We start from the raw sequence: 22,877 nt of genomic DNA, 5'->3' as shown, positions 1-22,877 counted from the left end.
AGGACCCTCGTGGCCCGTGTTTACCGGGCGGGCACCCGGTTATCGGGCATGTTCGAGCGCCCCGCACCACCGCCGCCCTCGAAGGAACGCCATGTCCGTCAGTGAGCGTTTGTGGAACGAGACAGAGGAACGCCGTTCTCGCGATGAACTGCAGACGGGGGAGAATTTTCCCGTCGCCAGCCGGCTCCTTCCGGCACGCCATCGCGCGCACCTGCTGAACGTGTACGGCTATGCCCGGCTCGTGGACGACATCGGGGACGAGGCGCCCCCCGGCGAGCGGGCCGCACTCCTCGACGCCGTCGAGCGCGATCTCGACCGCGTCTACGCGGGCACGCGCCCGGAGCTGCCCGCGATACGCAACCTGGCCCGCACGATCGCGGGCTGCGGAATACCGGCCGAGCCGTTCCGCCGCCTCATCGAGGCCAACCGGCGGGACCAGGAGGTCTCCCGGTACACGACGTTCGACGACCTGCTCGACTACTGCACCGTGTCCGCCGACCCCGTCGGGCACATCGTCCTGCACGTGTTCGGCGCCGCCACCCCGGACCGGCTCCGCCTGTCCGACAAGGTGTGCACGGCGCTGCAGATCATCGAGCACTGCCAGGACGTCGGTGAGGACCACCGCAACGGCCGGATCTATCTACCGCAGGACGACCTCCGCCGGTTCGGCTGCGCGGAGAGCGACCTCGACGCCTCCGTCACGCCGACCCGGCTGCGCGGCGTGGTGGCGCTCCAGGCGCGGCGGGCACGGGAACTACTGGACGAAGGAGCCGACCTCACCGTCCGGCTCCGCGGGTTCGCCCGCGTGGCCGTCGCCGGCTACGTGGCCGGCGGACTCGCGGCGCTGGCGGCATTGGACAAGAACGCGTACGACGTGCTGGGCGGCCCGTCACGACCGAGAAAACCGCGGCTCCTCATCGAGTGGTCGCGGACTCTGGGAAGGAGATGAGATGGACGAAGCCAGCGCGTACCGGCATTGCGAGGAGGTGGTGCGCTCGCAGGCGCGCAACTTCTCGTACGGGATCCGCCTGCTGCCCCCGCCCAAGCGGCGGGCACTCAGCGCCGTCTACGCGTTCGCCCGCCGGATCGACGACATCGGCGACGACCACGACGCGCCCGCCGCGACCCGGCTGGACAGGCTCGCGGCGGAGCGCGCCCGGCTCGCCGACCCGGGCGGCGACCCGTCCGATCCCGTGCTGGTGGCGCTGGCGGACGCGGCGCGCCGCCACCCCATCCCGCTGGACGCGTTCGGCGAGCTCATCGACGGCTGCGAGGCCGACGTCCGCGGCGAGACCTACGACACGTTCGACGACCTGCTCTGGTACTGCCGGTGCGTCGCCGGCGCCGTCGGGCGGCTGTCGCTCGGCGTGTTCGGCACGTCCGACCCGGACACGGCGGGCCCGCGCGCGGACGCGCTCGGCGTCGCGCTGCAGCTGACGAACATCCTGCGGGACGTCCGGGAGGACGGCCTCAGCGGCCGCGTCTACCTCCCCGCCAAGGACCTCGCCAGGTTCGGCTGCACGCTGCACCTGGACGAGCCGGGCCAGTTCACCGACCCGCCCGACCACCTCGTCTCCCTCGTCAGGTTCCAGGCGTCGCGGGCGTCCGAGTGGTACGACACCGGGCTGAAACTGCTGCCGATGCTGGACCGCCGCAGCGCCGCCTGCGCCGGGGCGATGGCGGGCATCTACCGGCAGCTGCTGAAACGCATCAGATCCGATCCGCTCGCCGCGCTGCGGACCCGCACGTCGCTGCCGGCCTGGGAGAAGGCCGCGGTGTCCGCCAAGGCGATGGCGGGGATCCACCGATGACCCCCGGGGCGGGGGACGGGCACGTCGCGATCGTCGGCGGCGGGCTCGCGGGGATCACGGCCGCGCTGGCGCTGCAGGAGGCCGGGCTCCGCGCGACGGTCTACGAGGCGCGGCCCCGGCTCGGCGGCGCCACCCACTCTTTCGAACGCGACGGCCTCACCGTCGACAACGGGCAGCACATCTTCCTGAAATGCTGCACCGCCTACCAGGGGCTGCTGGGACGGCTCGGCGCGGCGGACAAGGTGCGCGTCCAGGACCGCTTCGACGTCCGCGTCCTCACCCCCGGCGGCCCGGGCGGGCGGCTCCGCCGCGCCAAGGCGCCGGGGCCGCTGCACCTGATGCCCGCGCTCGCCCGGTACGCGCTGCTCTCGCCGGGCGACCGGCTGCGCGCCGTCCGCGCGTCGCTGGCGCTCGACCGGCTCGACCCGGCCGACCCGGCGCTCGACGAGTCGAGCATGGGCGGCTGGCTCGCCGCGCACGGCCAGCGCGACCGGGCCCGGGAGGCGCTGTGGGAGCTGTTCGTCACGGCCGCCCTGAACATGAGGCTGGACGACGCCGCGCTCGGACCCGCCGCGTTCGTGTGCCGGACGGCGCTGCTCGGCCGGTCCGACGCCGCCGACGTCGGCGTCCCGTCGGTGCCGCTCGGGGAGCTGCACGGCACGATCGCCGCGGCGCGGATCGAGGAGGGCGGGGGCCGCGTCCGCCTCGGCGCGAAGGTCACGGCCATCGAGGACGGGCCGAAGCTGCAGGTGAACGGCGCGCCGGTGAGCGCGGACGCCGTGGTGGTGGCGGTGCCGCACCGGGTCGCGTCCTCGCTCGTCCCGGAGGACGCGTGCCCTGATCGGGCTGAGTGGGCGGGGCTCGGCTCCAGCCCGATCGTCAACGTCCATGTCGTCTACGACCGGCCCGTGCTGGACGAGCCGTTCGTCGCCGCGATCGACTCGCCCGTCCAATGGGTCTTCGACCGGACGGCCATTAGTGGCGTCCCGTCCGGCCAATACCTGGCGGTGTCGGTCTCGGCGGCCGACCGCTGGATCGACACGCCGACCGCCGAGCTGCGCGAGGTGTACCTCGCCGCGCTGGAGCGGTTGTTCCCGGCCGCCCGGAGCGCCCGCGTCACCGACTTCTTCGTGACGCGGGAACGGCACGCCACCTTCCGCCAGGGCCCCGGCAGCGGCGCGCTGCGGCCCGCGTCCGCGACCCGGCTGCCGTGGCTGTTCCTCGCGGGCGCGTGGACGGACACGGGCTGGCCCGACACCATGGAGGGGGCCGTGCGCAGCGGTCTCAGCGCCGCCCGGCTGGTCCGGCGGCAGCTGACCGGGACGGGCGCCCGCGCGGGGGTGAGCCCCCGATGACCGCCGTGCCGGCCTCGATGACCGACGGGCGCGCGCTGGTGGACCGGGCGATGCGCGCGTCCGCCGAACGGCTCGACCCGATGACCCGCCGCGTCGTCTCCTACCACCTCGGCTGGACCGACGAGCAGGGCCGTCCCGCCGCGGCCGGCGGTAAGGCGCTGCGTCCGGCGCTGGCGCTGCTGTCGGCCCGCGCCGCCGGCCTCCCCTACGAGACGGCGCTGCCGGGAGCGGTCGCCGTCGAGTTCGTGCACGCGTTCTCGCTGCTGCACGACGACATCATGGACGGCGACCGGACCCGCCGGCACCGTCCCGCCGCGTGGACGGTGTTCGGCCCGTCCGCCGCGATCCTCGGCGGCGACGCGCTGCTGGCGCTGTCCGAGGAGCTGCTGCTGGACGAGCACACGCGGGGCGCGCACTGGGCGGCGCGCGCCCTCGCCGCCGCGACGCAGCGGCTCATCTCGGGCCAGGCGCTCGACCTCGGGTTCGAGCAGCGCGACGACGTCACCCTCGACGAGTGCCTGACGATGGCGGCCGACAAGACCGGCGCGCTGCTCGCCTGCGCCTGCTCGATCGGGGCGATGCTCGGCGAGGGCCCGACCCGGCTGGTCACGGCGCTGACCGGGTTCGGGGCCGAGCTGGGCCTGGCGTTCCAGCTCGTGGACGACCTGCTCGGCATCTGGGGCAGCCCGGACACGACCGGCAAGCCGGTGCTGGCCGACCTGCGGGCCCGCAAGAAGACGCTGCCCGTCGTGTTCGCGCTGGCCGCCGGGACCGCGGAGTCGGAGCGTCTCGCGGAGCTGTACGCGCTTCCGGGGCCGCAGCCCGAGGACGTCCTGCGGGAGATGGCGCGGCTGGTCGAGGCGGCCGGCGGACGCGAGTGGGCCGCGGCCGAGGCGGACCGCCGGATCGCGTCGGCGGAGAAGCGGCTCGCAGACTCGGGCATGGACGACCACGTCCGCGCCGAGTTCCGCGACATCGCCCTTTTCGTCACCTCCCGGGACCACTGAACTGTGCGGACGAGGAGCGCCTGAATTGACCACTACTAACGATCCGTTCCGGGGGGCGTGGGGGGTCGTCCCCCCACAACAGGACGTGTTTGGACTTACCGGGGCTGCCGCTGCCGCCGTCGGCGCCGCCCGCGACCACCTGCTCGGCCTGCAGTCGCCCGACGGCTGGTGGAAGGGCGAGCTGGAGACCAACGTGACCATGGACGCGGAGGACCTGCTGCTCCGCCAGTTCCTCGGCATCCGGTCCGAGCGCGAGACCGCGGAGGCGGCGCGGTGGGTCCGCTCGCAGCAGCGCGAGGACGGGACGTGGGCGAACTTCCACGGCGGGCCGCCCGAGCTGTCGACGACGGTCGAGGCGTACGTCGCGCTGCGGCTGGCGGGCGACCCCGTGGACGCCGACCACATGCGCCGGGCGGCGAAGTACGCGCGGGACGCGGGCGGCATCGAGGCGACCCGCGTGTTCACCCGGATCTGGCTGGCCCTGTTCGGGCAGTGGTCGTGGGACGACCTGCCCGTCATGCCGCCCGAGCTGATGTACCTGCCGAAGCGCGTCCCGCTGAACGTGTACGACTGGGCGTGCTGGGCGCGGCAGACGATCGTGCCGCTGACCGTGCTCGGGTCGCTGCGTCCCGTCCGGGCGTTGCCGTTCGACCTGCCCGAGCTGCGCAGCGGCGTCCGTCCGGCGAAGGACGAGAAGGGCTGGGGACGGTTCTTCAACGGGCTCGACCGCGTCCTGCACGTGTACGAGAAGCGTCCGGTGCGTCCGCTGCGGAGGGCGGCGATGCGCCGTGCCGCAGACTGGATCGTCGCCCGGCAGGAGGCGGACGGCTGCTGGGGCGGGATCCAGCCGCCGTGGGTGTACTCGCTGATGGCGCTGCACGAGCTGGGCTACGGCCTCGACCATCCCGTCATCCGGCGCGGCCTGGACGGTTTGGAACGCTTTACGATCCGGGACGAGAAGGGCCGCCGGCTGGAGGCGTGCCAGTCCCCGGTCTGGGACACGGTCCTGGCGATGAACGCGCTCGGCGACGCGGGCATGCCGCCCTCCGATCCGGCGCTGCGCCGTGCCGCCGCCTGGGTCGTCGGGGAGGAGGTGCGCGGGCCGGGGGACTGGTCCGTGCGCCGCCCGGGGCTCGCGCCGGGCGGCTGGGCGTTCGAGTTCGACAACGACGTCTACCCCGACACCGACGACACGGCGGAGGTGATCCTCGCCCTGCGGAAGGTCGACCTCCCGGAGGCCGAGGCGCCGATCGGGCGGGCCGTCCGCTGGCTGGAGGGCATGGCGTCCCGCGACGGCGGCTACGGCGCCTTCGACGCCGACAACACCCAGGACCTGTGCAACAAGCTGCCCTTCTGCGACTTCGGCGCGGTCATCGACCCGCCGTCCGCCGACGTGACCGCGCACGTGGTCGAAGCGCTCTGCGGGGAGGGACTCGCGGAGTCGCCGGTCGTCAAGCGCGCCGTCGTCTGGCTGCTGAAGGCCCAGGAGGCGGACGGGTCGTGGTTCGGACGCTGGGGCGCGAACCACGTGTACGGCACGGGCAGCGTCGTCCCGGCGCTGGTCGCCGCGGGCGTCGGCCGGGGCAGACCGGCGATCCGCCGCGCGGTGGCGTGGCTGGAGCGGCACCAGAACGACGACGGCGGCTGGGGCGAGGACCTGCGCTCCTACGACGACCCCGCGTGGATCGGGCGGGGCGAGTCGACGGCGTCGCAGACGGCCTGGGCGCTGCTGGCGCTGCTCGCCGCCGGTGAGCGCTCCCAGGCCGTGGACGCGGGCGTCCGGTGGCTGGTCGACAACCAGCGCCCCGACGGGACCTGGGACGAGGAGCAGTACACCGGCACCGGCTTCCCCGGCGACTTCTACATCAACTACCACCTCTACCGGCTGGTCTTCCCGATCAGCGCGCTCGGCCGCTATCTGCAAAAGGAGGTCCGGACATCATGAGCATGCCGATTCGCCAGAGCGTCCGCATCGGAAGCTACATCCTCCGCAACAAGATCCGCGGCAGGGACAAGTTCCCTCTCATCGTCGAACTCGAACCGCTCTTCGCGTGCAATCTCGCGTGCGCCGGATGCGGCAAGATCCAGCACCCGCACGACATCCTGAAGAAACGGATGCCGGTCGAGCAGGCCATCGCCGCCATCAAGGAGAGCGGCGCCCCGATGGTGTCCATCGCCGGCGGCGAACCGCTCATGCATCCGCAGATCGACGAGATCGTCGGCGAGCTCATCAGGATGAAGAAGTTCGTCTTCCTGTGCACGAACGCGCTGCTCATCCCGAAGAAGCTCGACAGGTTCAAGCCGTCGCCGTACTTCGCGTGGGCGGTGCACATCGACGGGCTGAAGGAGCGGCACGACGCGTCCGTCTGCAAGGGGGGCGTCTTCGAGGACGCCGTCGCCGCCATCAGGGAATGCCAGCGGCGCGGATTCCGCGTGACGACGAACACGACGTTCTTCAACACCGACACGCCGCAGACCGTCATCGACGTCCTCAACTACCTCAACGACGACCTCAAGATCGACGAGATGATGATCTCGCCGGCGTACGCGTACGAGAAGGCACCCGACCAGGAGCATTTCCTCGGCGTCCAGGAGACCAGGGAACTGTTCCGCAAGGCGTTCGCGGACGGGCGGCGCAAGCGTTGGCGCTTCAACCACTCGCCGCTCTTCCTGGACTTCCTGGAAGGCAAGGCCGACTTCGCCTGCACCGCGTGGGGAATCCCGTCCTACTCCCTTTTCGGCTGGCAGCGTCCCTGCTACCTGATGTCGGACGGCTACGCCCAGACCTACAAGGAGCTCATCGAGGAGACCGACTGGGACGCCTACGGGCGAGGCCGCGACCCGCGCTGCGCCAACTGCATGGCGCACTGCGGTTACGAGCCCACTGCCGTCCTGAGCACGGTCAGCTCGCTGAAGGAGTCGCTCCGGGCCATCCGCGAGAAATGAGGACGGGTCACGGCCGCCCCACTCCCGGGACGTCCACCCCCGTGACCAGCACCTGACCGCTGCCCGGCGTCACCGGGACCTCCTCGGTCATGCCGCGGAACTCGGCGGCCACGACGAACAGCGTCCTGCCGTCTGGGCCGCCGAGGGCGCAGGCGAAACCGCCTCTGTCCAGGTTGATCGTGTCCAGGACGGCGCCGCCCTCGGCGACGCGCGCGCACCACCGGTTGGGCACGTCGGCGTACCAGACGGCGCCCTCCGCGTCGAGGCAGATGCCGTCCGGGGTGCCCTCGCCCAGGTCGGCCCACACCCGCCGGTTCGACAGGCCGCCGTCGGGGTCGATGTCGAACGCCAGCAGGCAGTGCCGGTAGGAGTCCGCGACGATCAGGGTGGAGTCGTCGGGCGTGACCGCCATCCCGTTGGGGAAGGCGATGTCGCCGGCGACCTCCCGCACCGTCCCATCGGCGGCGGCCAGCGAGATACTGCCCGGCTTGGACACCTCCCCGGTCATCGGGTCGAAGCCCACCCGGTTGACATAGGCGTTGCCGCGTCCGTCGATCGCGATGTCGTTCCAGCCCGGCTCGCCGAGTTCGGCGTGCGGGGCCAGGTTCCCGTCCGGTTCGCGGCGCAGCAGCCGCCCGCCTGCGGAGTCGACGACCAGCAGCCGCCCGTCCGGGAGGAAGGCGGTGCACAGTGGCAGCGACTCCACGCGCGCGACCACTTCGCTGCGGCCTTCGAGGTCGACGGCGACGACCTCGCCCGCCGTCCAGTCGGAGAAGTACAGCCGGTCTCCGTGCCAGCGCGGCGACTCCACCAGCCCCCGCCCGTCGAGCAGCGTCCTGACCTCGCCCATGCCCGTCACCCCAATCGGTTCGCCGCCGCCCCCGTGGACGGCGTCTCACCTCCTACACGAGCGGGCTCCGCCCGGATCGACACCCGCCGGAGATTTTTTCGGGGTCAGGTGTAGCGGCGCAGGACGAGCCGGCGCTCGCCGTTCTCGCCGACCTCGTCGGAGTCGATCTCGTAGCCGTTGTCCTCGGCGTAGCGCAGTGCGGCGGCGTGCCCGTAGGCGCGGTTGAGCCCCGCCAGCCACGCCTGGTCGAAGCGGCTCCGGTCGTACCCGCTGATGACGGCCTCGAAGGTGCCGTCCGGGCGGCGGCGGAACCCGAGGTCGTTGCTCAGCCGCCCGACATGGCGGCGGCGGACGATCACTTCGGCCCGTTCCGGCCGGGCGTCGCCCTGGTACCCGTACAGCGTTTGCGGCTCGTCGTGCGTCTCGACCGAGGAGAACCCGACCGCCGCGAGCGCCTTGGCGAGCAGGCCGGCATCGCGGAGCGTGGTGCGTACGCGGGTGAAGTGCGACATGTCGGTCCTCGCTTCAGGCCAGCCGGACGACCGGCTGCCGGTCCAGTATCAGCGCTTGGCGGTGCAGGTCATAGGCGGTGACGGTCAGGCGCTTGTGCGCGTCGACGCGGAACTCCAGGCGGAAGCGGTCCTGGCCCGCGACGGCGGGCGGATCGGCCACCAGGAACGTCGGGCTGTCCTCGTTCAGCCACAGCATCGAGCGCTCCTGGCGCTGCTGCGGGGTGACGGCCACGGCGCGGGCGCCGCCGCCCGCGTCGAAGGCGATCTCCAGCTCGGCGCCGGAGTCGCGGTAGGTGGCGTGCGCGAGCTCGTAGACGGCCAGCCCCAGCCGCCGCTGCCGGTCGTGCACCGCCTTGATCGTGATCGTCCGGACGGGCTCGGGCGTCGGGTAGGCGGTGCCCGCCTCGACCAGCGTCTCGAACTCGTACGCCCCCGTCTCGCCGTTGACGTGCCGGATGGCGTAGTCGTGCTGGACGTGGTCGTACAGCTCGCCGCCTCCCGCGATCCCGGCCGCGCCGGTGGCGACCGGTCGAGACGCACGACGTCCGGATCGAAGTGCAGGGCGACGATGTCCCGCACGGCGGGGATGAGGCAGCTTCCGCCGACGAGGAACACCTGGCGGAGGTCGTCCACGCCGAACCCGCGGCCCGCCGCGGCCTCCAGGCATCCGCGCAGCGCCTGGTTGACGCGCCGCAGCACCCCCCGGTCGCGGAGCAGCACGTCGAACTCGGCCCGCGTGACGGCGACCCGGTGCAGCGTGCCGGTGCGGGCGTCGCGGGCCTCGATGTCGGCCCGCGCGGCCGTGGCCAGCGTGCGTTTGGGCCCGCTCGGCGGACGCCAGGAGGCGGCGGAAGACCTGGTTGTGCCCGATCTGGTCGCCCGCCGGAAGGGGCAGGCGTGCGGCGGCGTGCTCGGCGAGGAGCGCGTCGATGGTGTTCCCGCCCAGGTCCAGGCCCCTCTTGGCGATGGTGCGCACCCCGGCGCCCGCTCCGGCCGCGTCGGGCTCCTGCACGCGGACCACCGACACGTCGAGGGTGCCCGCGCCGAAGTCGACGACGGCGAACGCGTCCCCGGGGTTGAGGCGGGCGTGGTAGCCGACGGCGGCGGCGGTGGCCTCGTCCACGACCCGCAGCCGGGCGGCGGGCAGCCCGCCCCCCCACCTCGCGCACCAGCCAGTCGCGGTAGCGGTCGAACGACTCGACGGGCGCGGTCGCGACGATCTCCAGGTCGTCGTCCTCGACGGCGAGCAGGGTGAGCGCCATGACGTCGCTGAGGAACTGCGTCGCGGCCTCCCTGCCCGTGATCTTGCGGTCGCCGACCCTGCGCGGCGCGTCGTAGGCGTGCCCGGACACGTTCGTCTTGGTGGACGCGAACACCGTGACGCCCGGCGTCTCGAACAGCTCGGGGGTGACCTGGGAGCCGAGACGGCGGGCGCCGCCGTCGCCCGCGTAGGCGATGAGCGACGGCACGACCCGCTGCACGGGCCCGGGACCGGCCTCCCTCAGCACGTCGACGCCGGGCAGCGGGACGGGCGCGCCCCGGCCGTGCTCGGCGTCCCAGCCCGCGACGACCGTGTTCGCGGTGCCGAAGTCGATACCGATACGGGTCGTCATGCGTCTCCTTTCTGGTTCAGGGACAGCGCGATGTCGTCGTCCGCGGCGGCCACGGCTCCCGTCGCGGCGCCGATTCCGATGTCGCCGCCGAAACGGTGCAGCGCGCCGACGTCCAGGCGCAGCAGTGGCAGCCGCCACAGCCCGCCGATCATCTTCGCGGTGAGGCTCTTGCCCGTGCCGGGGATGCCGATCAGCGCGATCCCCTTCGGCGCGGGCAGCCGGAACTCGCGGGCCGCGTCGCCGAACGCGCGCTCGCGCAGCCGCAGCGTCCGGCGATCACCAGGTCGGCGTCCGCGACGGCCGCCGCCCGCGCCGGGTCGGTCTCGATCTCCCGGCGGGCGAAGCCGGTCAGCACGATCACGCCCAGGCCGCTGCGCGCCTTCACCTCGGCGCAGAACGCGGCGATCGCGGCGGGCTGCTCCAGCGGCTCGCCGCCGGTCAGCGTCACGCCCTCCAGGTGCGCGGCGTCCGCCAGCACGTCCGCGGCCACCTCACCGGCCGTCCGGACGGACGCGCCGCCCACGCCGTCCGCCGGATGCGTCTCGGGGTTGAAACAGCCGGGACACCCGAGCGCGCAGCCCTGGCTCCAGATCACGTACCGCGTACCGGGCCCGTTGGCGACGCTGCGGGGGAGGACGGCGTGCACCCGCCACGGAGCCCGCGGACCGGTCACCCCAGCCACTGGCGGTCCTGCTGGTCGGCCTCCGCCTGCTGGTACGCCTCCTCGGTGAGCTCGTGATGTTCGACGTCCCCGCCGAGCGCCTGGACGAGGGGGTCGGTGTCGTCCAGGCACCGCGTCCCGGCCACGCCCTCGACTCTCAGCTCCACGGTGCCGTCCGGTCCGATGACGATCTCGACCTTCTCCTCAGCCATCGCGCACCCCTCACCGGAGACGAGCCGTCCCGCACAGATCGGTCCATTCTCCAGGAAATCCGGCCGCGAAGGATGTGACGCGTAATACGCAATGCCGAGCGCGGAGCCGATACCCGAGAGGGACGCCCATCCGGTCCGGCCGCTCCTAGCGTGATGATCACGCGACGAGAGGGAGAGGCCATGCTTCGCAAAGTGATCGCCGCCGCCACGATCGTGGGCCTGGCGGCGGCGGGGACGGTGACCGTGCCGGCGTCGTCCGCGTCCGCGGACGACGACCATCGGCGGCTCAGGCGCCTGATCAATCGGCTCACCACGGAGGACGGGGCGCCGGGCGCGATCGCCTACGTCGAGGACCGCAACGGCCGCAGGACGGTGATCAGGAGCGGCGTGGGCGACGTCCGGACCGGTGAGCCCATCCCGGTGGACGGCCACTGGCGGATGGGCAGCATCACCAAGCCGTTCGTCGCGACCGTGGTGCTCCAGTTCGTCGGCGAGGGCGAGGTCGAGCTGGACGCGCCCGTCGACCGGTACCTGCCCGGCCTGGTCGACCGCAGGATCACCGTCCGGCACATCCTCCAGCACACCAGCGGCCTGCCGGACTACCTGGAGCACCTGTCCCTGCCGGACATCATCGCGAATCCGCTCGCCCACCACGAGCGGAGCGACCTGCTGGCCACGGCCCTGAAGCACCCGCCGCTGTTCGAGCCCGGCAAGGGATGGTCCTACGGCAACACCGGCTACCTGCTCGCCGGGATGCTGATCGAGAAGGTCACCGGGCGCCCGTACGGGGAGGAGATCAAGCGGCGCATCCTGGAGCCGCTGCGCCTGCGCCAAACCTACGTGCCTCTCGACGACTCGGTCCTGCCGTCGCCGCACCCGCGCGGCTACGTCCGCACCGCCCCCGACGCGGCGCCGCTCGACCGGACGCGGCTCAACCCCTCGGTCGCCCCGTCGAGCGGGAACATCGTCTCGACGGCGTCCGACGTGAACCGCTTCCTCGGCGCCCTCGTCGGCGGACGGCTCCTCGACCCGCCCGAACTGCGCGAGATGATGACCACCCGGCGGACCGGACGGCCGTCCGGCTCGAAGTACGGCCTCGGGCTGGAGCGCGTCCGGCTGCCCTGCGGCGGCCACCTGTGGGGCCACGCCGGGGACATGATCGGGTTCTCCGCCCGCAGCGGCGTCAACGCGGACGGCAGGCGGGTCACCGTCATGGCCAACCTCAACCCCGGCAACACCGACGCGCAGGACGACGACCTGGCCGCCGCCCTCACGACCGCTCTCTGCTAGTGACGCCCGCGCCGGGCTCGTGGCCGCACGGGCCCGCACCGGAAAGGACGCAACAGACCGTCCGCGCTGTCTAGGTGATGTCGCGGCGGACGGTCGTGACGGTGGCGACGGCCGCGAACGCCAGCCCGTACCCGACGAGCAGCAGCACCCCGCCCCAGGCCGGCAGCGTGTCCAGCTCGCCCGGCCCGAACATCGACGTGGTGAACGTGATCGCCCGCACCGCCCCGGCGGGCAGCCACTGCCCCACCTGCGGCAGCGCGACGGTGACGATGCCCTCCACGAGCTGCACCCAGCCCACCGCCACGATGATCGCCGCGATCTGGTTGCGGATCAGCGCGCCCAGCCCCAGCCCGACCAGCGCGTACAGCGCCATCGCCAGGACGGTGCCGCCCAGGATCAGCGGGACGTCATGGTCCAGCAGCGAGGTCGAGCCGCCCTTGATCGCCAGCGCGGGCAGCGCCACCGCCACCGTGGCCAGCACCGTCGCCAGCCCGAACCCGGCGCCGAACAGGAAGTAGGAGATCAGCTTGGCCGCCAGCACCCGGCCGCGGACGGGCGTGACCAGGAACGTCCCGCTGATCGTCTGGTGCCGGTACTCGCCGGTGATCCCCATGATGCCGAGGATCATCATGAACAGGACGCCGCCGCTCGCGCTGGCGTAGAACGCCCGGACGGTCTGCGGGTCGGTGACGGGCGGGATCGCCATGTCCCCGTCCATCTCGACCCCGGACAGCGCCACGTACACGGCCAGGCCCATCAGGCTGAAGCCCAGGCTCAGGGCCAGCATGCCGAGCCACATCCGGGTGGAACGGATCTTCAGCAGCTCCGCCCTGACCAGGTTGATCATGACTGCCCGCCCTTCCCCGGCGCGCCGACCTTCTCCGGGCCCGTCTCCTCCGGGCCCGGGCCCGTGCCGGGGGGCGCGGGCGGGCCGTCCGGTTCCGCCATGGTGAGCTCCAGGAAGATCTTCTCCAGTGCGGAGCGCTCCCGGCCGAGCTCGGTGAGCACCGCTCGCGTGTCCAGGGCCGCGCGCCCGACGTCCTCGGGTTCGAGGCCGGTCACCCACAGCCGGTCGTCCTCGCGCCGTACCCGCCCGCCCGCGTTCTCCAGCGCGACGGCCAGCTCCCCGGCCTGCTCGGTCCGGACCCGGAGCTCGCCGCCGGCGCCGACCAGCTCGGCCAGCGGCGCGTCCCGGACCAGCCGGCCGTGCGCCACGATGACGACGTGGTCGGCGGTCTGCTCGACCTCGGGCAGCACATGGCTGGAGACCAGGACCGTGCAGCCCTCCTCCGCCAGGTGGCGCAGCAGTGAGCGCAGCCAGTGGACGCCCGCCGGGTCGAGGCCGTTGGCGGGCTCGTCCAGGATGAGGACGCGCGGCTCGCCCAGGATCGCCGTGGCCAGCGCGAGCCGCTGCCGCATGCCGAGGGAGTAGCCGATCACCCGGCGGTCGGCGGCCGTGGTGAGCCCGGTCCGCTCCAGCACGGTGTCCACCCGCCGCTCGGGGAGCCCGGCGGCCGTGCAGGCGATCCGCAGATGGTCGCGGGCGCTGCGGCCGGGATGGAAGCCGGTCGCCTCCAGCGCGGCGCCGACCTCGGTGACCGGACGGTCCAGCTCCGCGTACGGACGCCCGTTGACCAGGGCCCGTCCCGAGGTGGGCGTCACGAGCCCGAGCAGCATCCGCAGTGTGGTCGTCTTCCCGGCCCCGTTCGGCCCGAGAAAACCGGTGACCATTCCCGGACGGGCGGTGAAACTCAGCCCGTCCACGGCACGAACCGGGCCGAAATGCTTGGTCAGGCCCTCAACCGAGATCATGCGGGCATTCTTCCAGCCCGCACGCCCGATTACCGGCTCGGGGCGGCGGCGGGCTGGAAGAGCTCGACGAGGTTGCCGGCGGGGTCGGTGAGCAGGATCTGCCGCCCGCCGGGGCCGCTGACGACGTCGCCGTCGAAGGTCAGCCCGGCGGCGCGGAGCCGGCCGATCTCGGCGTCGAGGTCGTCGACGACCAGGTGGATGCGGTTGCGGCCGGGGACGGCGGGCTCGGGCGTGGCGCGGGCGCCGGAGCTGGCGGGCCCGGACAGCAGCAGCCGCAGCGGCCCGCGCACCACGTCGGCGAAGGCGGCCCCGGCGCTGGTGCGCAGCGTGAAGCCCAGGTGCGCGGTGTAGAAGTCGGCGGCCGCCTGGACGTCGTCGACCAGGTAACGGACGCTGGCGAGCTGGTCGGGTGCGGTCATGACGAGACCTCTCGTGGTGGATGGATGAGCAGGGGCAGCAGGTAGCGGATGCGGGTGTCGATGTCCGCCGCCGTCCTCACGAAGGCGGACCGGCCCGCGCTCCCGGCGCCGCCGGGGTCGGGAATGCTCCAGTGGACGCGACGGGTGCGGTCGCCGAAGTCGGGGCACACCTCGCGGACCTTGTCGCACAGGCTGATGACGTAGTCGAAGCGCCGTCCTGCCAGGGCGTCCAGGTGCCGCGGGCGCCGGTCGGCGACGTCGACGCCGTAGCGCTCGCGCAGCACCCGCACGGCGTCCGGGTGCAGCCGCTGCCCCGGGTGGCTGCCCGCGCTGGCCACCTCGACGCGGCCGCCCGCGCGGCGGTCGAGGAGCGCTTCGGCGATCGGTGAGCGGGCGCTGTTGCCCGTGCACGCGAACAGCACGGCGGGACGGCGTCCGGATGTGGCCTGCGGTAGGTCCGGGCCGGGAGCGAGCGCCGGATGCAGGGCCGGGTCCGGGTGCAGGGCCGGGTGCAGGGCCGGGTGCAGGGCGGCGCCGGCCGCGGTCAGCGCGTGCGCGCAACGCTCCAGGTCGAGGTGGTAGTAGCTGTCGCGGGCGTCGAAGCTGCTGCGCCGCGCGGTGACCAGCCCGCCGTCGCGCAGCAGCCGCAGATGGTAGGAGACCAGGTTCTGCGCCTCGCCGACCGCGTCCACCAGCTCGCGGACCCGGTGGTCGCCGCCGGCCAGCTCGCGCAGCAGCCGCCAGCGCAGCGGATGCGCGGCCAGCCGCACGAAGGCCGGGAGGGCGTGATCCGTGGACTCCATGCCGCCCAGGATACATCAAACCCGTTTGATGTATCTAGTGAAAGAGTATTCACACTGAAAATTTGGACCTGTCTAGAAGTGTCACAGAAGTGCGCCGCTGGTCTATTTTTAAGGAGCTTTTGCGCATTACGCGGCAAAGGAGCTGTGCATGCCCACCCCACGCACCATTCCCTTGGCCTGCGCCGTACTGGCCATGCTTGTCGGAATGGCCGTCCCGGCCACGGCGGCCGAGGGAGCCGGCGAGGCCCGCCCGCCGGCGGCCCAGGCCGCGCCGCCCATCATCGGCGGCTACCTCGTGACCGACGCGGACGCCCCGTGGGCCGCCTCGATCTATCGCAATGGAGCGTTCACATGCTCCGGGACCGTCATCGCCGCGACCTGGGTCCTCACCGCGGCCCACTGCGTCGGCAGCGGCCTCACGGTCCGCGCCGGCAGCGTCTACCGGGCGCAGGCGACCACGATCAACGTGACCGACCACCAGGTGGCGCCGAAGGGCGACCTGGCGCTGGTGCACCTGGCCTCCGGCCACGAGACCACCTACTCCAGGCTCGCCGACACCGATCCGCCGGTCGGATCGACGAACCAGATCTGCGGCTGGGGCCGTACCGGTTACAACGGCCCGCTCTCGGAACAGCTCAAGTGCGCGGACGTCCGCGTCACGTCCGTTTCGGGAACGTGCCTCGACCACCGCTACGGCCCGGCGATCTGCACCACCAAGATCAACGGGAACGCCTGGAGCGGTGACTCGGGCGGCCCGCAGCGCTACAACGACCAGCAGGTAGGCGTCGCCTCCACCGCCGACGGCCGGTCCGAGCAGACCTACGGGAGCGTGCCCGCGGGCCGGTCCTGGATCCGCTCGGTGGCCGGCGTCTGACAGACCCCGCCCCCCGCCCGGATCGCCCGGCCGGAACCCAGTTCCGGCCGGGCGCATCCGACAGGCCGAGGGGTCAGTCCCATTCCCACCGGATCCCGTGCACGCCCGGCCGCACCTCCAGATCCGCCACGCGGACGGTGTGCCAGCCGGACAGCCGCAGCTCCTGCACGTCCGCCGAAGGCGCCGACACGTTGGGCTGCCAGGTGCGGTGGCAGCGGGTCGGCAGCGTGTCCGGCTCGAACTGGACGCGCAGGAGATAGGTGTGCGCGGGGAAACGGAACCACCGCTGGTCGAAGGTGGCCTCCGGCCCGTCGTCGTGCACCTCGCAGACGTCGCGGTACGACGGCCCCCCGTGCACCGTCCGGACCCACCGGCCGCGGGGACGCCGCGGGCCCAGCAGCACGGCCAGCGAGTACGGCGCCAGGTCCAGGATCTCTTCGAGGGCGCGGACGGCGCGCAGCGACTGGGAACGTTCCGGACGGCACCGGCCGCGCTGCCAGTTGCCCAGGCTCGCCATGCTGACGTGGATGCCGCGCTCGGCGAGCTTGACGTGCAACCGCTCCAGGCTCTGCCCCCGCGCCCGAATCGCCCCTCGCAACGCGCGATCGAACGAGTCCGCCATCGTGGGTCCTCCTGACAGCGCCATCCTGCCGCCTGCCCGGTGATCATGGGGCCGGGCTGGGCCTTTTGCTGATTCTAAAGATTCAGCTCCCCCGTGCCGCGCCGCTTCGCCGTTGGCGGAAGTCCGGGTGGACGGCGGTGGCCACGCCGCCTCTCACCAGCCGTGATGCCGTATCGGCCGGGGCCGGGCCGGCCGGGGTGGAAACTGCGGGTGACCGACATGGAGGCCAACGACAGCGGCTACATCGACGCCTGGAGCCTCACCTTCTGACCGGCGGCCCTTCCCGCTGGCCAGGGGCCCCGCCGTCCGCGCAGGGTTGCGCGGACGGCGGGGCGCGGGCCATCATCGAAACATGATCTCCAACCGAAAGGGCGGCGACGCCCACGCGCGGTGACCGCGCCCACGCGGCGCGATGACGCCGCTCGGCCCGCGGCCGATGTCCGCGGCAGGAACGCTCACGACCGGTGGCGGGAAGCAGTCAAGATCAGGCAGGAATGGCTCGACCACGGCCTGTCCACGGAACCCGCAGACCGGCAGACCACCGAACGCGGCCTCACCGCGATCTACGCACGCATGTCCCGTCCACGGCCCCGGTTCGCGTGGGTCGACTCTCCGGCTCAGGCGGTCCCGCTGGTCGCGGGCCTGCCCACGCTGGACGAGCTCTACCTGCGGCTCCGGAACCCGCGTGCGTCGGGGCCGTCCCCGCTGGCCAGCGATCTGGCCATGGTCGCGTCCCAGCTCCGCGGCGCGCTCAGCGCCGGGGTCGTCCACGTCGATCCCGAGCTGGCTCCGGCGCGGAAGGGCAAGCACGGTGAACGCTGGCGCGAACTGCCGCCCGCGGAGGCGCTCCGCGCCGGTGTTCCGCTCGGCGTCGTGCTGCACCAGGGCGTACACACCGCCCTGCACCGGAGCCTGGCCCACGGGTTCCGCTTTGCCGTCCGCACCGTGCTGACCGCTCGCGGGCCCCTGCCGGTGTGCTGGTACGGGCAGCAGGACGCGGCGTGGATCGCCTACTACGACGTCCTGCACCGGCTCGGCCTGGCGCGTTACGGCCCGGACCAGCTCGACCACCTCGGCCACTGGGCCGCGGTGGCGCGCTCGTGCGGGTGGTGGTGGCCCGGCGAGGAGGTGTGCGTCGTGGTCGACCGGCCCGACCGGATCCGCACCGAAGCGGTTCCCGGGGCCTGGCACGACGAGGTCCGGCTCGGCCGCGACGGCGTCCGCTATCGCGACGGCTGGCATCCGCAACCGGCATGACCGCCCGGCGGGCCGGGACGAGAGTCGGTCTCGTCCCGGCCCGCCCCTGCTCGTCGCTCCGGCGGTGAGTTTCCGGCGCCGCCGAGGTCAGTACCTGCGCCACATCGACTACGGAAGGAAGGCGGCATGGCACTCGATCTCTTCGCCGGTATCCCCGTCACCGACTACGCGGCGGCGCTGCCGTGGTACGAGCGATTCTTCGGCAAGCCGCCGTCGTTCCTCCCGAACGACATCGAAGCGGTGTGGGAGGTGGCCGAGCACCGGTACGTCTACATCGTGCAGGACCCGGACCGGGCGGGGAACGCCCTGGTGTTCTCGTTCGTCGGCGACCTCGATGACCGGGTGGCCGGCATCGCCGGGCGAGGCATCGAGCCCGCCGGGCGCGAGGCGTACGGCAATGGCGTGACCAAGGTCATTTACCGCGACGCGGAAGGCAACGAGATCAGCCTCGGCGGCGGCAGCGGCGATGGCTGAGCCGGTGCGCTATGGCGCCTCCAGGAGATGCCGGTAGGACGGGAGCAGCCCGGCCTTGCGCACGATCGCGGCACAGCCGGGATGGTCTGCGCATGCCTGACCCGGGTTGGCGGGGCTCAGTTTCGTGTTCCCGGCGAATTGCAGTTCCCGGGGCTCGCCGCACCCTTCTTCCGGGTTCTGCTCGTCGGCCGGAGGCCAGGCTCCCGGATACTCCTTGCGCTCCAGCCAACCGGGCACGGCATCGTCCCAGAAGTTCCCCCGGAACCGCACGTTCCGGACGGGCCGGTCGCCCCACTCCTCGCTGCAGCCGCCGATGGAGGCCACGTAGTCGTAGACGACATTGCGGTCCACCGTCATCCACCTGGAACTGTCGTCGGTGTAAATGCCGACGTTCCATTCGGGGTTGAACTTGCTTTCGGTGACGGCGTTTCCGCTGACGACGGCGCCGTCCGCGAAAGAGGTGCCCTGCTCGCCCCGGAGGTAGATCCCGCCGCCGTCGGCCAGGAGCCGGTTGGTCCGGAACACCCGGTTGTTGAGGACGCGGTTGCCGTGCATGATGCCCCGCAGGTCCTCGCTGGGCCCGGACAGGATGCCGATGTACGGCACGTCGTTGACCTGGTTGTGGGCGATGGTCGTCTGCTGGGTCGCGGTGTCCCAGATGGCGGACGAGGCGCGGTAGTCCATTCCGGTGCCGTGGATCCAGTTGTTGCTGATCCGGTTTCCGCGGTTGACGCCCTTCATGTCGGGCGGGACGACGCCCATCAGGATGCCGCCGTCCGAGGTGCCGGTGATGACGTTGCCGTCCACGACGTTGTACGAACTGTTCTCGGAGAACTCCAGGGCCTGGGCGCCCAGGTGGACGAACCGATTGCCCTCGACGCTGATCCGTTCCGCGGTGCGGAATGCGACGTTGCCCGGCACCGTCAGCGGCGTCATGTCGCCGTTCTTCGCCGGACGCATGTACATGCTCCACGCGGCGGCGAATCCGGCCGGTTCGCTGGGTGCCAGCCACGTTGCATGCGCGAATGTCAGCCCCTTGAAGGCGACATCGTGCAGTGGGCGTCCGGCCCGTCCCGTACCGCTGACGAGTGTCTGAAGAACGGGAGCGATGACTTGGACGCGACGCATGTCCTCCCCAGCCCGCGGCCGATAGAGCAGCACGTGCCGCTTGGGGCTGGATCGGTCGAGGTACCAGCTGCCGGGCTCGCTCGAAAAGCTCGGGGAGTTCTCCACCGCGAACCATTCCCCGGGCGTTTCCGGGCCGTACAGATTCCGGAGCATGTCCCAGCACGGCTGGTCCATGGTGATCGTGGTCCGCTGGGCGTCGCCGGAGATTCCGGCCACGCCGCACCGGCCCTCGACATAGCCGTACCGATACACGAATTCGATGTCGGCGGGATTGCGCCACGTTCTCGGGATCGGACTCGTGGTGGTGTAGCCGGTCTTCGTCACCTTCAGCTTGTCCGCGAGCCCCGAGTTGCCGCGGACGAGACGCGAGGCCCGCCTGTCATCGACGTACAGCTGACGGATGTCGAGGCCCCCGACGTCGGCCCGCCAGAATCCCTTCAGCCTCTCGTCAGGCCGCCAGCCGGTGACCTGGCGGCCACCGCTGACCGTCACCTTCTCCTGCCGGGACGTCCCGTACCCGTACGCCTGGTAGATCACCCGGTGACCGTTGCGGCCCGAGTCGCCCGCCGTCTCTGTCAGGGCGAGCGGCGCCTCCAGCCGGTACGTCCCCGACCGGAAGCTCACCACGATGTCCGACGCCATCCGCGCCGTCCGCGCCCGGACGGCCTTCTGCGCACGCGCCGGTGTCGCGAAGGGCCGCTCGACGGTGCCCGGCCAGGTGTCTTTTCCCCACGGCGCGACGTACAACTGCTCGGGTCCCTGGCCTGCCCGCGCCGAGGCCGATGACGGCACCGTCGCGACCGGCACACCGATGACCAGCACCGCCGCGACCGCGCCCGCGCGTCTCCCCTTGATCCCCACTCCGCCTCCCGATCGGTCCGATGAGCCTTCGTCCTTGAAGAGCCTCGTCTCAACACTCCCCGCGGGCGGGCGGGGCGCGCGTCGGCCGAGGGTCGATCGCGCATCGTCCTCTGGTATCGGGATGTCTCGTCTTCTGGAGCGACGGACCCGCGACCATCGTCGGAATCGCCCGCGCCAACCGGCTGGTTACGCTCGCGCCGTGGACCATGCGCGGGCGAGGCGTTCGTGACCGATCATCAGCAACGTGCCCGTCGATGGCGAGACCGTCCGCCTGCGACTCGCCTCATGGCGGCCCTGGTGAGCGCTCTGGCGATCGGAGCAGGGTTCGGCGCCCTGACCTCACCACTTTTGTGGTGGGTCGCCGCCGTCATGTTGGGCGCGCCTCTAGGGGCGATAGGCGCGTGCGTCACCCTGCCCGGATGGACGGGTCTCCTCGCGCGATTGGCCGTTCCGGTCGGCGCCGCCGTCCAGATGATCGGGCTCCCGCCCGGCCGGAACGAGCGGATCACGACGATCGGGCAGGCGATCGTCCTGACGGCGGCCGCCGCGAGCATCGGCTTCGTCATCGTCCGCTTCCTCCGAACGGACCGGTCGGACGGGCCTTATGCGTCCGGCCCGTCGATGTAGCGGGCGAGCCAGGGCGGCACGTGCGGGCGGGGATACGCCTCCAGGTCGTTCCGGTAATCCCCGGGCGGCAGCATTTGGTCGTGCGGAAAGGGGCCATCGCCGTAGTCGTAGTTCACGGTCGTCTCGCCGCGGTTCGTAACGGTCAGCAGCAGCCGCCACCACGGCCCGGCCGACATTCCCGCCGCGACGTGCCGCTGGTCGCGGACGAGCGCCACCACCGGTTCCGGGACCGGAACGACGACCGACCGATGGTAGGACGAGAACCGCAGGTGGGAGATCTCAGCCGAGACGGTGAACGCGAATTCCGCCCACAGCCACTCCCATTCGGCCGGGCCGAGCAGCGCCAATTGCTGCACGATCGGTTCGATCAGCCGCGCGGCCTCCGCGGCGATCACATCGTCGGGACCGCCATCGGGTCCGGAGCCGACGATGGTGAACCCGCTGATGGCCGGTTCGTCCGACGATTCCTCCTGCTCAAGCCACCGCACGAACTCGGCCATGTACGCGTCGGCGTCCAGCCCGCCGCCTGTGTCATTCCCACCGCCTGTGTCGTTCCCGCCGCGAGTGGCACGTTCCCGCGCGGTGAACTCGTCCTGGGCGTATCGCGGCGGAACCGAGGACGACACCTCCTCGATCCGGCCGGAGTCGCCCACCAGGAACACCGACCGTCCCACCGGCATGTCCAGAAAGGCCATGGGGTCGCTCTCGTCGACGTCCACCGGCGCGTACACGCTCCACCCGGTCTCGAAGCGATCCGCCGCCAATCCCTCGGTGGGGTAGTCCAAGCCGCGGGTCCGGATCCAATCCACCACCAAGGAAATCGCTCGCGCCCCGTCCATTCGCCTGGCCTCCCGCGTGTTGCTCCCCGGCACCCTACGTGGTGAGTCGGCGACGCGGAAGCACGGAGCGGTGAATCTCACAGCTCACCGTCCTTCCGCACACGCCGGCGAGCGACCACCCTGAACCGATGGAGGTCAGCTTCGCCGACGACCACATCTGCTTCCTGCGCTACGACTTTCGCGGCGCCACGGTCCACCCCTTCGGAATGGTCACGCCCGACCAGATCCGCGACGCCGACTGGAAGGCCATCAGCCCCGAGATACGAACGGCCCGCGGCGAGACGCTGTTCGTCCCCAAGCGCCGGCAGGCCGACCTCGAACGGTTCTGCCGCCGCCACGGCATCGTCCGGAAAATCCGCCCGGATACCTGGGGCGACCTCCTGGAGCCGTTCCTGGACACGCAGTTCGACCCTGCGGACGAACGCGCGACCATTCTCCGCCTGAGCGAGGCCGGATTCTCGCCGGAAGAAGTCACCGGCATCCGGAAATGCCTCACCCCGCTCATGCACGCCTACAACTTCGACGCCATGGTCTGGGAATGGGCCTATCTCGGTCTGTACGACCTGCTGAACGCCGCTAACGCCCCCATTGTCGACTCCGGCCTGCAAAACGCCCTGGGCGACCCGAAAACGTTTTACGGCTGGACCATGAAGATAGCCGACCGACACCGCTGACCATCACACCGATTCCCGCATTCCGGCGCGGCCGTAATCGGGTCGGGGCGGCTCAACTGGCCGAACTCCCGTCCGGTAATCGCACCTCTCGCTTCTGGCCGATTCTGGACCTTGTTGGGCGCGCACGCTTGATCGATACTCACGTCCGCCGAAGGAACTCATTTCCTCAGGAGTGGTCAACGTGCTCCCTCACGTGCCCCCCGCCGTCCCCCCCGTCTCTTATACACACC

At 71.9% G+C, this 22,877-nt stretch carries 26 protein-coding genes and 1 pseudogene; 13 read left to right on the top strand and 14 right to left on the bottom strand.

The window, feature by feature from the left end:
• Positions 1 to 91: 91 nt before the first annotated feature.
• The 6 genes from hpnC to hpnH all read left to right on the top strand — a co-directional run bounded on the left by hpnC (position 92) and on the right by hpnH (position 7,119).
• Positions 92 to 949, top strand: coding sequence for a squalene synthase HpnC (gene hpnC / locus ETD83_RS19260; protein ID WP_138646524.1), 858 nt, complete (start codon positions 92 to 94; stop codon positions 947 to 949).
• Between the two features lies 1 nt (position 950).
• Positions 951 to 1,811, top strand: coding sequence for a presqualene diphosphate synthase HpnD (gene hpnD / locus ETD83_RS19255; RefSeq protein ID WP_138646523.1), 861 nt, complete (start codon positions 951 to 953; stop codon positions 1,809 to 1,811).
• A complete protein-coding gene (gene hpnE, locus ETD83_RS19250) occupies positions 1,808 to 3,166 on the top strand; it encodes a hydroxysqualene dehydroxylase HpnE (protein ID WP_138646522.1) in 1,359 nt (452 codons plus the stop codon). Before hpnD ends, hpnE begins: the two co-directional genes overlap by 4 nt.
• The gene (locus tag ETD83_RS19245) at positions 3,163 to 4,173 is read left to right on the top strand and encodes a polyprenyl synthetase family protein (protein ID WP_138646521.1); all 1,011 of its coding nucleotides are present in this window, start codon (positions 3,163 to 3,165) and stop codon (positions 4,171 to 4,173) included. The genes hpnE and ETD83_RS19245 overlap by 4 nt, the downstream gene beginning before the upstream one ends.
• Positions 4,174 to 4,258: 85 nt before the next feature.
• A complete protein-coding gene (gene shc, locus ETD83_RS19240; RefSeq protein ID WP_205717764.1) occupies positions 4,259 to 6,118 on the top strand; it encodes a squalene--hopene cyclase in 1,860 nt (619 codons plus the stop codon).
• Entirely contained in the window at positions 6,115 to 7,119 is a 1,005-nt protein-coding gene (hpnH, locus tag ETD83_RS19235; protein WP_138646519.1) for an adenosyl-hopene transferase HpnH, read from the top strand. The genes shc and hpnH overlap by 4 nt, the downstream gene beginning before the upstream one ends.
• A gap of 7 nt (positions 7,120 to 7,126) precedes the next feature.
• Here the strand turns inward: hpnH and ETD83_RS19230 are convergent, their stop codons facing one another.
• The 7 genes and pseudogenes from ETD83_RS19230 to ETD83_RS19205 all read right to left on the bottom strand — a co-directional run bounded on the left by ETD83_RS19230 (position 7,127) and on the right by ETD83_RS19205 (position 10,967).
• Positions 7,127 to 7,969 carry an SMP-30/gluconolactonase/LRE family protein gene (locus ETD83_RS19230; protein WP_138646518.1) on the bottom strand — a complete coding sequence of 281 codons (843 nt, stop codon included), beginning with the start codon at positions 7,967 to 7,969 and terminating at the stop codon, positions 7,127 to 7,129.
• Between the two features lie 104 nt (positions 7,970 to 8,073).
• Complete coding sequence (locus ETD83_RS19225; protein WP_138646517.1) at positions 8,074 to 8,481, bottom strand: DUF1257 domain-containing protein; 408 nt, start codon at positions 8,479 to 8,481, stop codon at positions 8,074 to 8,076.
• A 183-nt stretch (positions 8,482 to 8,664) separates the two neighbouring features.
• Positions 8,665 to 9,237, bottom strand: coding sequence for an Hsp70 family protein (locus ETD83_RS46025; RefSeq protein ID WP_407921500.1), 573 nt, complete (start codon positions 9,235 to 9,237; stop codon positions 8,665 to 8,667).
• A 70-nt stretch (positions 9,238 to 9,307) separates the two neighbouring features.
• Positions 9,308 to 9,604: pseudogene (locus tag ETD83_RS46020) on the bottom strand (Hsp70 family protein); the annotation flags it as partial.
• Between the two features lie 486 nt (positions 9,605 to 10,090).
• The gene (locus ETD83_RS43760) at positions 10,091 to 10,246 is read right to left on the bottom strand and encodes a hypothetical protein (protein ID WP_205717763.1); all 156 of its coding nucleotides are present in this window, start codon (positions 10,244 to 10,246) and stop codon (positions 10,091 to 10,093) included.
• 38 nt (positions 10,247 to 10,284) lie between these two features.
• Positions 10,285 to 10,767: a 4Fe-4S cluster-binding domain-containing protein gene (locus ETD83_RS19210; RefSeq protein ID WP_171064324.1), complete on the bottom strand. Its 483-nt coding sequence runs from the start codon at positions 10,765 to 10,767 to the stop codon at positions 10,285 to 10,287.
• Entirely contained in the window at positions 10,764 to 10,967 is a 204-nt protein-coding gene (locus ETD83_RS19205; protein ID WP_138646514.1) for a DUF2997 domain-containing protein, read from the bottom strand. The genes ETD83_RS19210 and ETD83_RS19205 overlap by 4 nt, the downstream gene beginning before the upstream one ends.
• A 180-nt stretch (positions 10,968 to 11,147) precedes the next feature.
• Here ETD83_RS19205 and ETD83_RS19200 point away from each other — a divergent pair, with 180 nt between their 5' ends.
• Complete coding sequence (locus ETD83_RS19200; RefSeq protein ID WP_205717762.1) at positions 11,148 to 12,257, top strand: serine hydrolase domain-containing protein; 1,110 nt, start codon at positions 11,148 to 11,150, stop codon at positions 12,255 to 12,257.
• 70 nt (positions 12,258 to 12,327) lie between these two features.
• Here the strand turns inward: ETD83_RS19200 and ETD83_RS19195 are convergent, their stop codons facing one another.
• Genes ETD83_RS19195 through ETD83_RS19180 form a run of 4 tightly spaced genes read right to left on the bottom strand, consistent with a single transcriptional unit; the run spans position 12,328 to position 15,291 of the window.
• Positions 12,328 to 13,104: an ABC transporter permease gene (locus tag ETD83_RS19195; RefSeq protein WP_138646512.1), complete on the bottom strand. Its 777-nt coding sequence runs from the start codon at positions 13,102 to 13,104 to the stop codon at positions 12,328 to 12,330.
• Positions 13,101 to 14,069, bottom strand: coding sequence for an ABC transporter ATP-binding protein (locus tag ETD83_RS19190; protein WP_138646511.1), 969 nt, complete (start codon positions 14,067 to 14,069; stop codon positions 13,101 to 13,103). Before ETD83_RS19190 ends, ETD83_RS19195 begins: the two co-directional genes overlap by 4 nt.
• Before the next feature lie 29 nt (positions 14,070 to 14,098).
• The gene (locus ETD83_RS19185) at positions 14,099 to 14,488 is read right to left on the bottom strand and encodes a VOC family protein (RefSeq protein ID WP_138646510.1); all 390 of its coding nucleotides are present in this window, start codon (positions 14,486 to 14,488) and stop codon (positions 14,099 to 14,101) included.
• Positions 14,485 to 15,291 (bottom strand): arsenate reductase/protein-tyrosine-phosphatase family protein, encoded by an 807-nt coding sequence (locus ETD83_RS19180; RefSeq protein ID WP_138646509.1) that lies wholly within the window; start codon positions 15,289 to 15,291, stop codon positions 14,485 to 14,487. The genes ETD83_RS19185 and ETD83_RS19180 overlap by 4 nt, the downstream gene beginning before the upstream one ends.
• Before the next feature lie 148 nt (positions 15,292 to 15,439).
• Between ETD83_RS19180 and ETD83_RS19175 the strand changes: the two genes are divergently transcribed.
• Positions 15,440 to 16,165 (top strand): S1 family peptidase, encoded by a 726-nt coding sequence (locus tag ETD83_RS19175; RefSeq protein WP_205717761.1) that lies wholly within the window; start codon positions 15,440 to 15,442, stop codon positions 16,163 to 16,165.
• A 73-nt stretch (positions 16,166 to 16,238) separates the two neighbouring features.
• On the opposite strand, the gene ETD83_RS19170 is transcribed toward ETD83_RS19175, so the two are convergent.
• Positions 16,239 to 16,787 (bottom strand): helix-turn-helix domain-containing protein, encoded by a 549-nt coding sequence (locus ETD83_RS19170; RefSeq protein ID WP_230421021.1) that lies wholly within the window; start codon positions 16,785 to 16,787, stop codon positions 16,239 to 16,241.
• Positions 16,788 to 16,952: 165 nt separating this feature from the next.
• On the opposite strand from ETD83_RS19170, the gene ETD83_RS44600 reads away from it, so the two are divergent.
• From ETD83_RS44600 to ETD83_RS19160, 3 genes are all read left to right on the top strand, one after another.
• Positions 16,953 to 17,057 carry a proprotein convertase P-domain-containing protein gene (locus tag ETD83_RS44600; RefSeq protein WP_230421020.1) on the top strand — a complete coding sequence of 35 codons (105 nt, stop codon included), beginning with the start codon at positions 16,953 to 16,955 and terminating at the stop codon, positions 17,055 to 17,057.
• Positions 17,058 to 17,177: 120 nt separating this feature from the next.
• A complete protein-coding gene (locus tag ETD83_RS19165; protein WP_138646507.1) occupies positions 17,178 to 18,044 on the top strand; it encodes a DUF6745 domain-containing protein in 867 nt (288 codons plus the stop codon).
• Positions 18,045 to 18,170: 126 nt separating this feature from the next.
• Entirely contained in the window at positions 18,171 to 18,518 is a 348-nt protein-coding gene (locus ETD83_RS19160) for a VOC family protein (RefSeq protein ID WP_138646506.1), read from the top strand.
• Positions 18,519 to 18,527: 9 nt separating this feature from the next.
• Here the strand turns inward: ETD83_RS19160 and ETD83_RS19155 are convergent, their stop codons facing one another.
• Positions 18,528 to 20,507 carry a right-handed parallel beta-helix repeat-containing protein gene (locus ETD83_RS19155; RefSeq protein WP_205717760.1) on the bottom strand — a complete coding sequence of 660 codons (1,980 nt, stop codon included), beginning with the start codon at positions 20,505 to 20,507 and terminating at the stop codon, positions 18,528 to 18,530.
• A gap of 297 nt (positions 20,508 to 20,804) precedes the next feature.
• On the opposite strand from ETD83_RS19155, the gene ETD83_RS19150 reads away from it, so the two are divergent.
• Positions 20,805 to 21,134, top strand: coding sequence for a hypothetical protein (locus ETD83_RS19150; protein WP_230421019.1), 330 nt, complete (start codon positions 20,805 to 20,807; stop codon positions 21,132 to 21,134).
• Here ETD83_RS19150 and ETD83_RS43755 read toward each other — a convergent pair.
• Positions 21,110 to 21,919 (bottom strand): hypothetical protein, encoded by an 810-nt coding sequence (locus ETD83_RS43755; protein WP_205717759.1) that lies wholly within the window; start codon positions 21,917 to 21,919, stop codon positions 21,110 to 21,112. The genes ETD83_RS19150 and ETD83_RS43755 overlap by 25 nt on opposite strands.
• A gap of 182 nt (positions 21,920 to 22,101) precedes the next feature.
• On the opposite strand from ETD83_RS43755, the gene ETD83_RS19140 reads away from it, so the two are divergent.
• Positions 22,102 to 22,647 (top strand): hypothetical protein, encoded by a 546-nt coding sequence (locus ETD83_RS19140; RefSeq protein WP_138646504.1) that lies wholly within the window; start codon positions 22,102 to 22,104, stop codon positions 22,645 to 22,647.
• Positions 22,648 to 22,877 lie beyond the last annotated feature (230 nt).

Source organism: Actinomadura soli (assembly GCF_005889715.1).
Lineage (GTDB): Bacteria > Actinomycetota > Actinomycetes > Streptosporangiales > Streptosporangiaceae > Spirillospora > Spirillospora soli.
The sequence above is the reverse complement of the archived record's forward strand: the minus strand, read 5'-3'. Positions and strand labels throughout refer to the sequence as shown.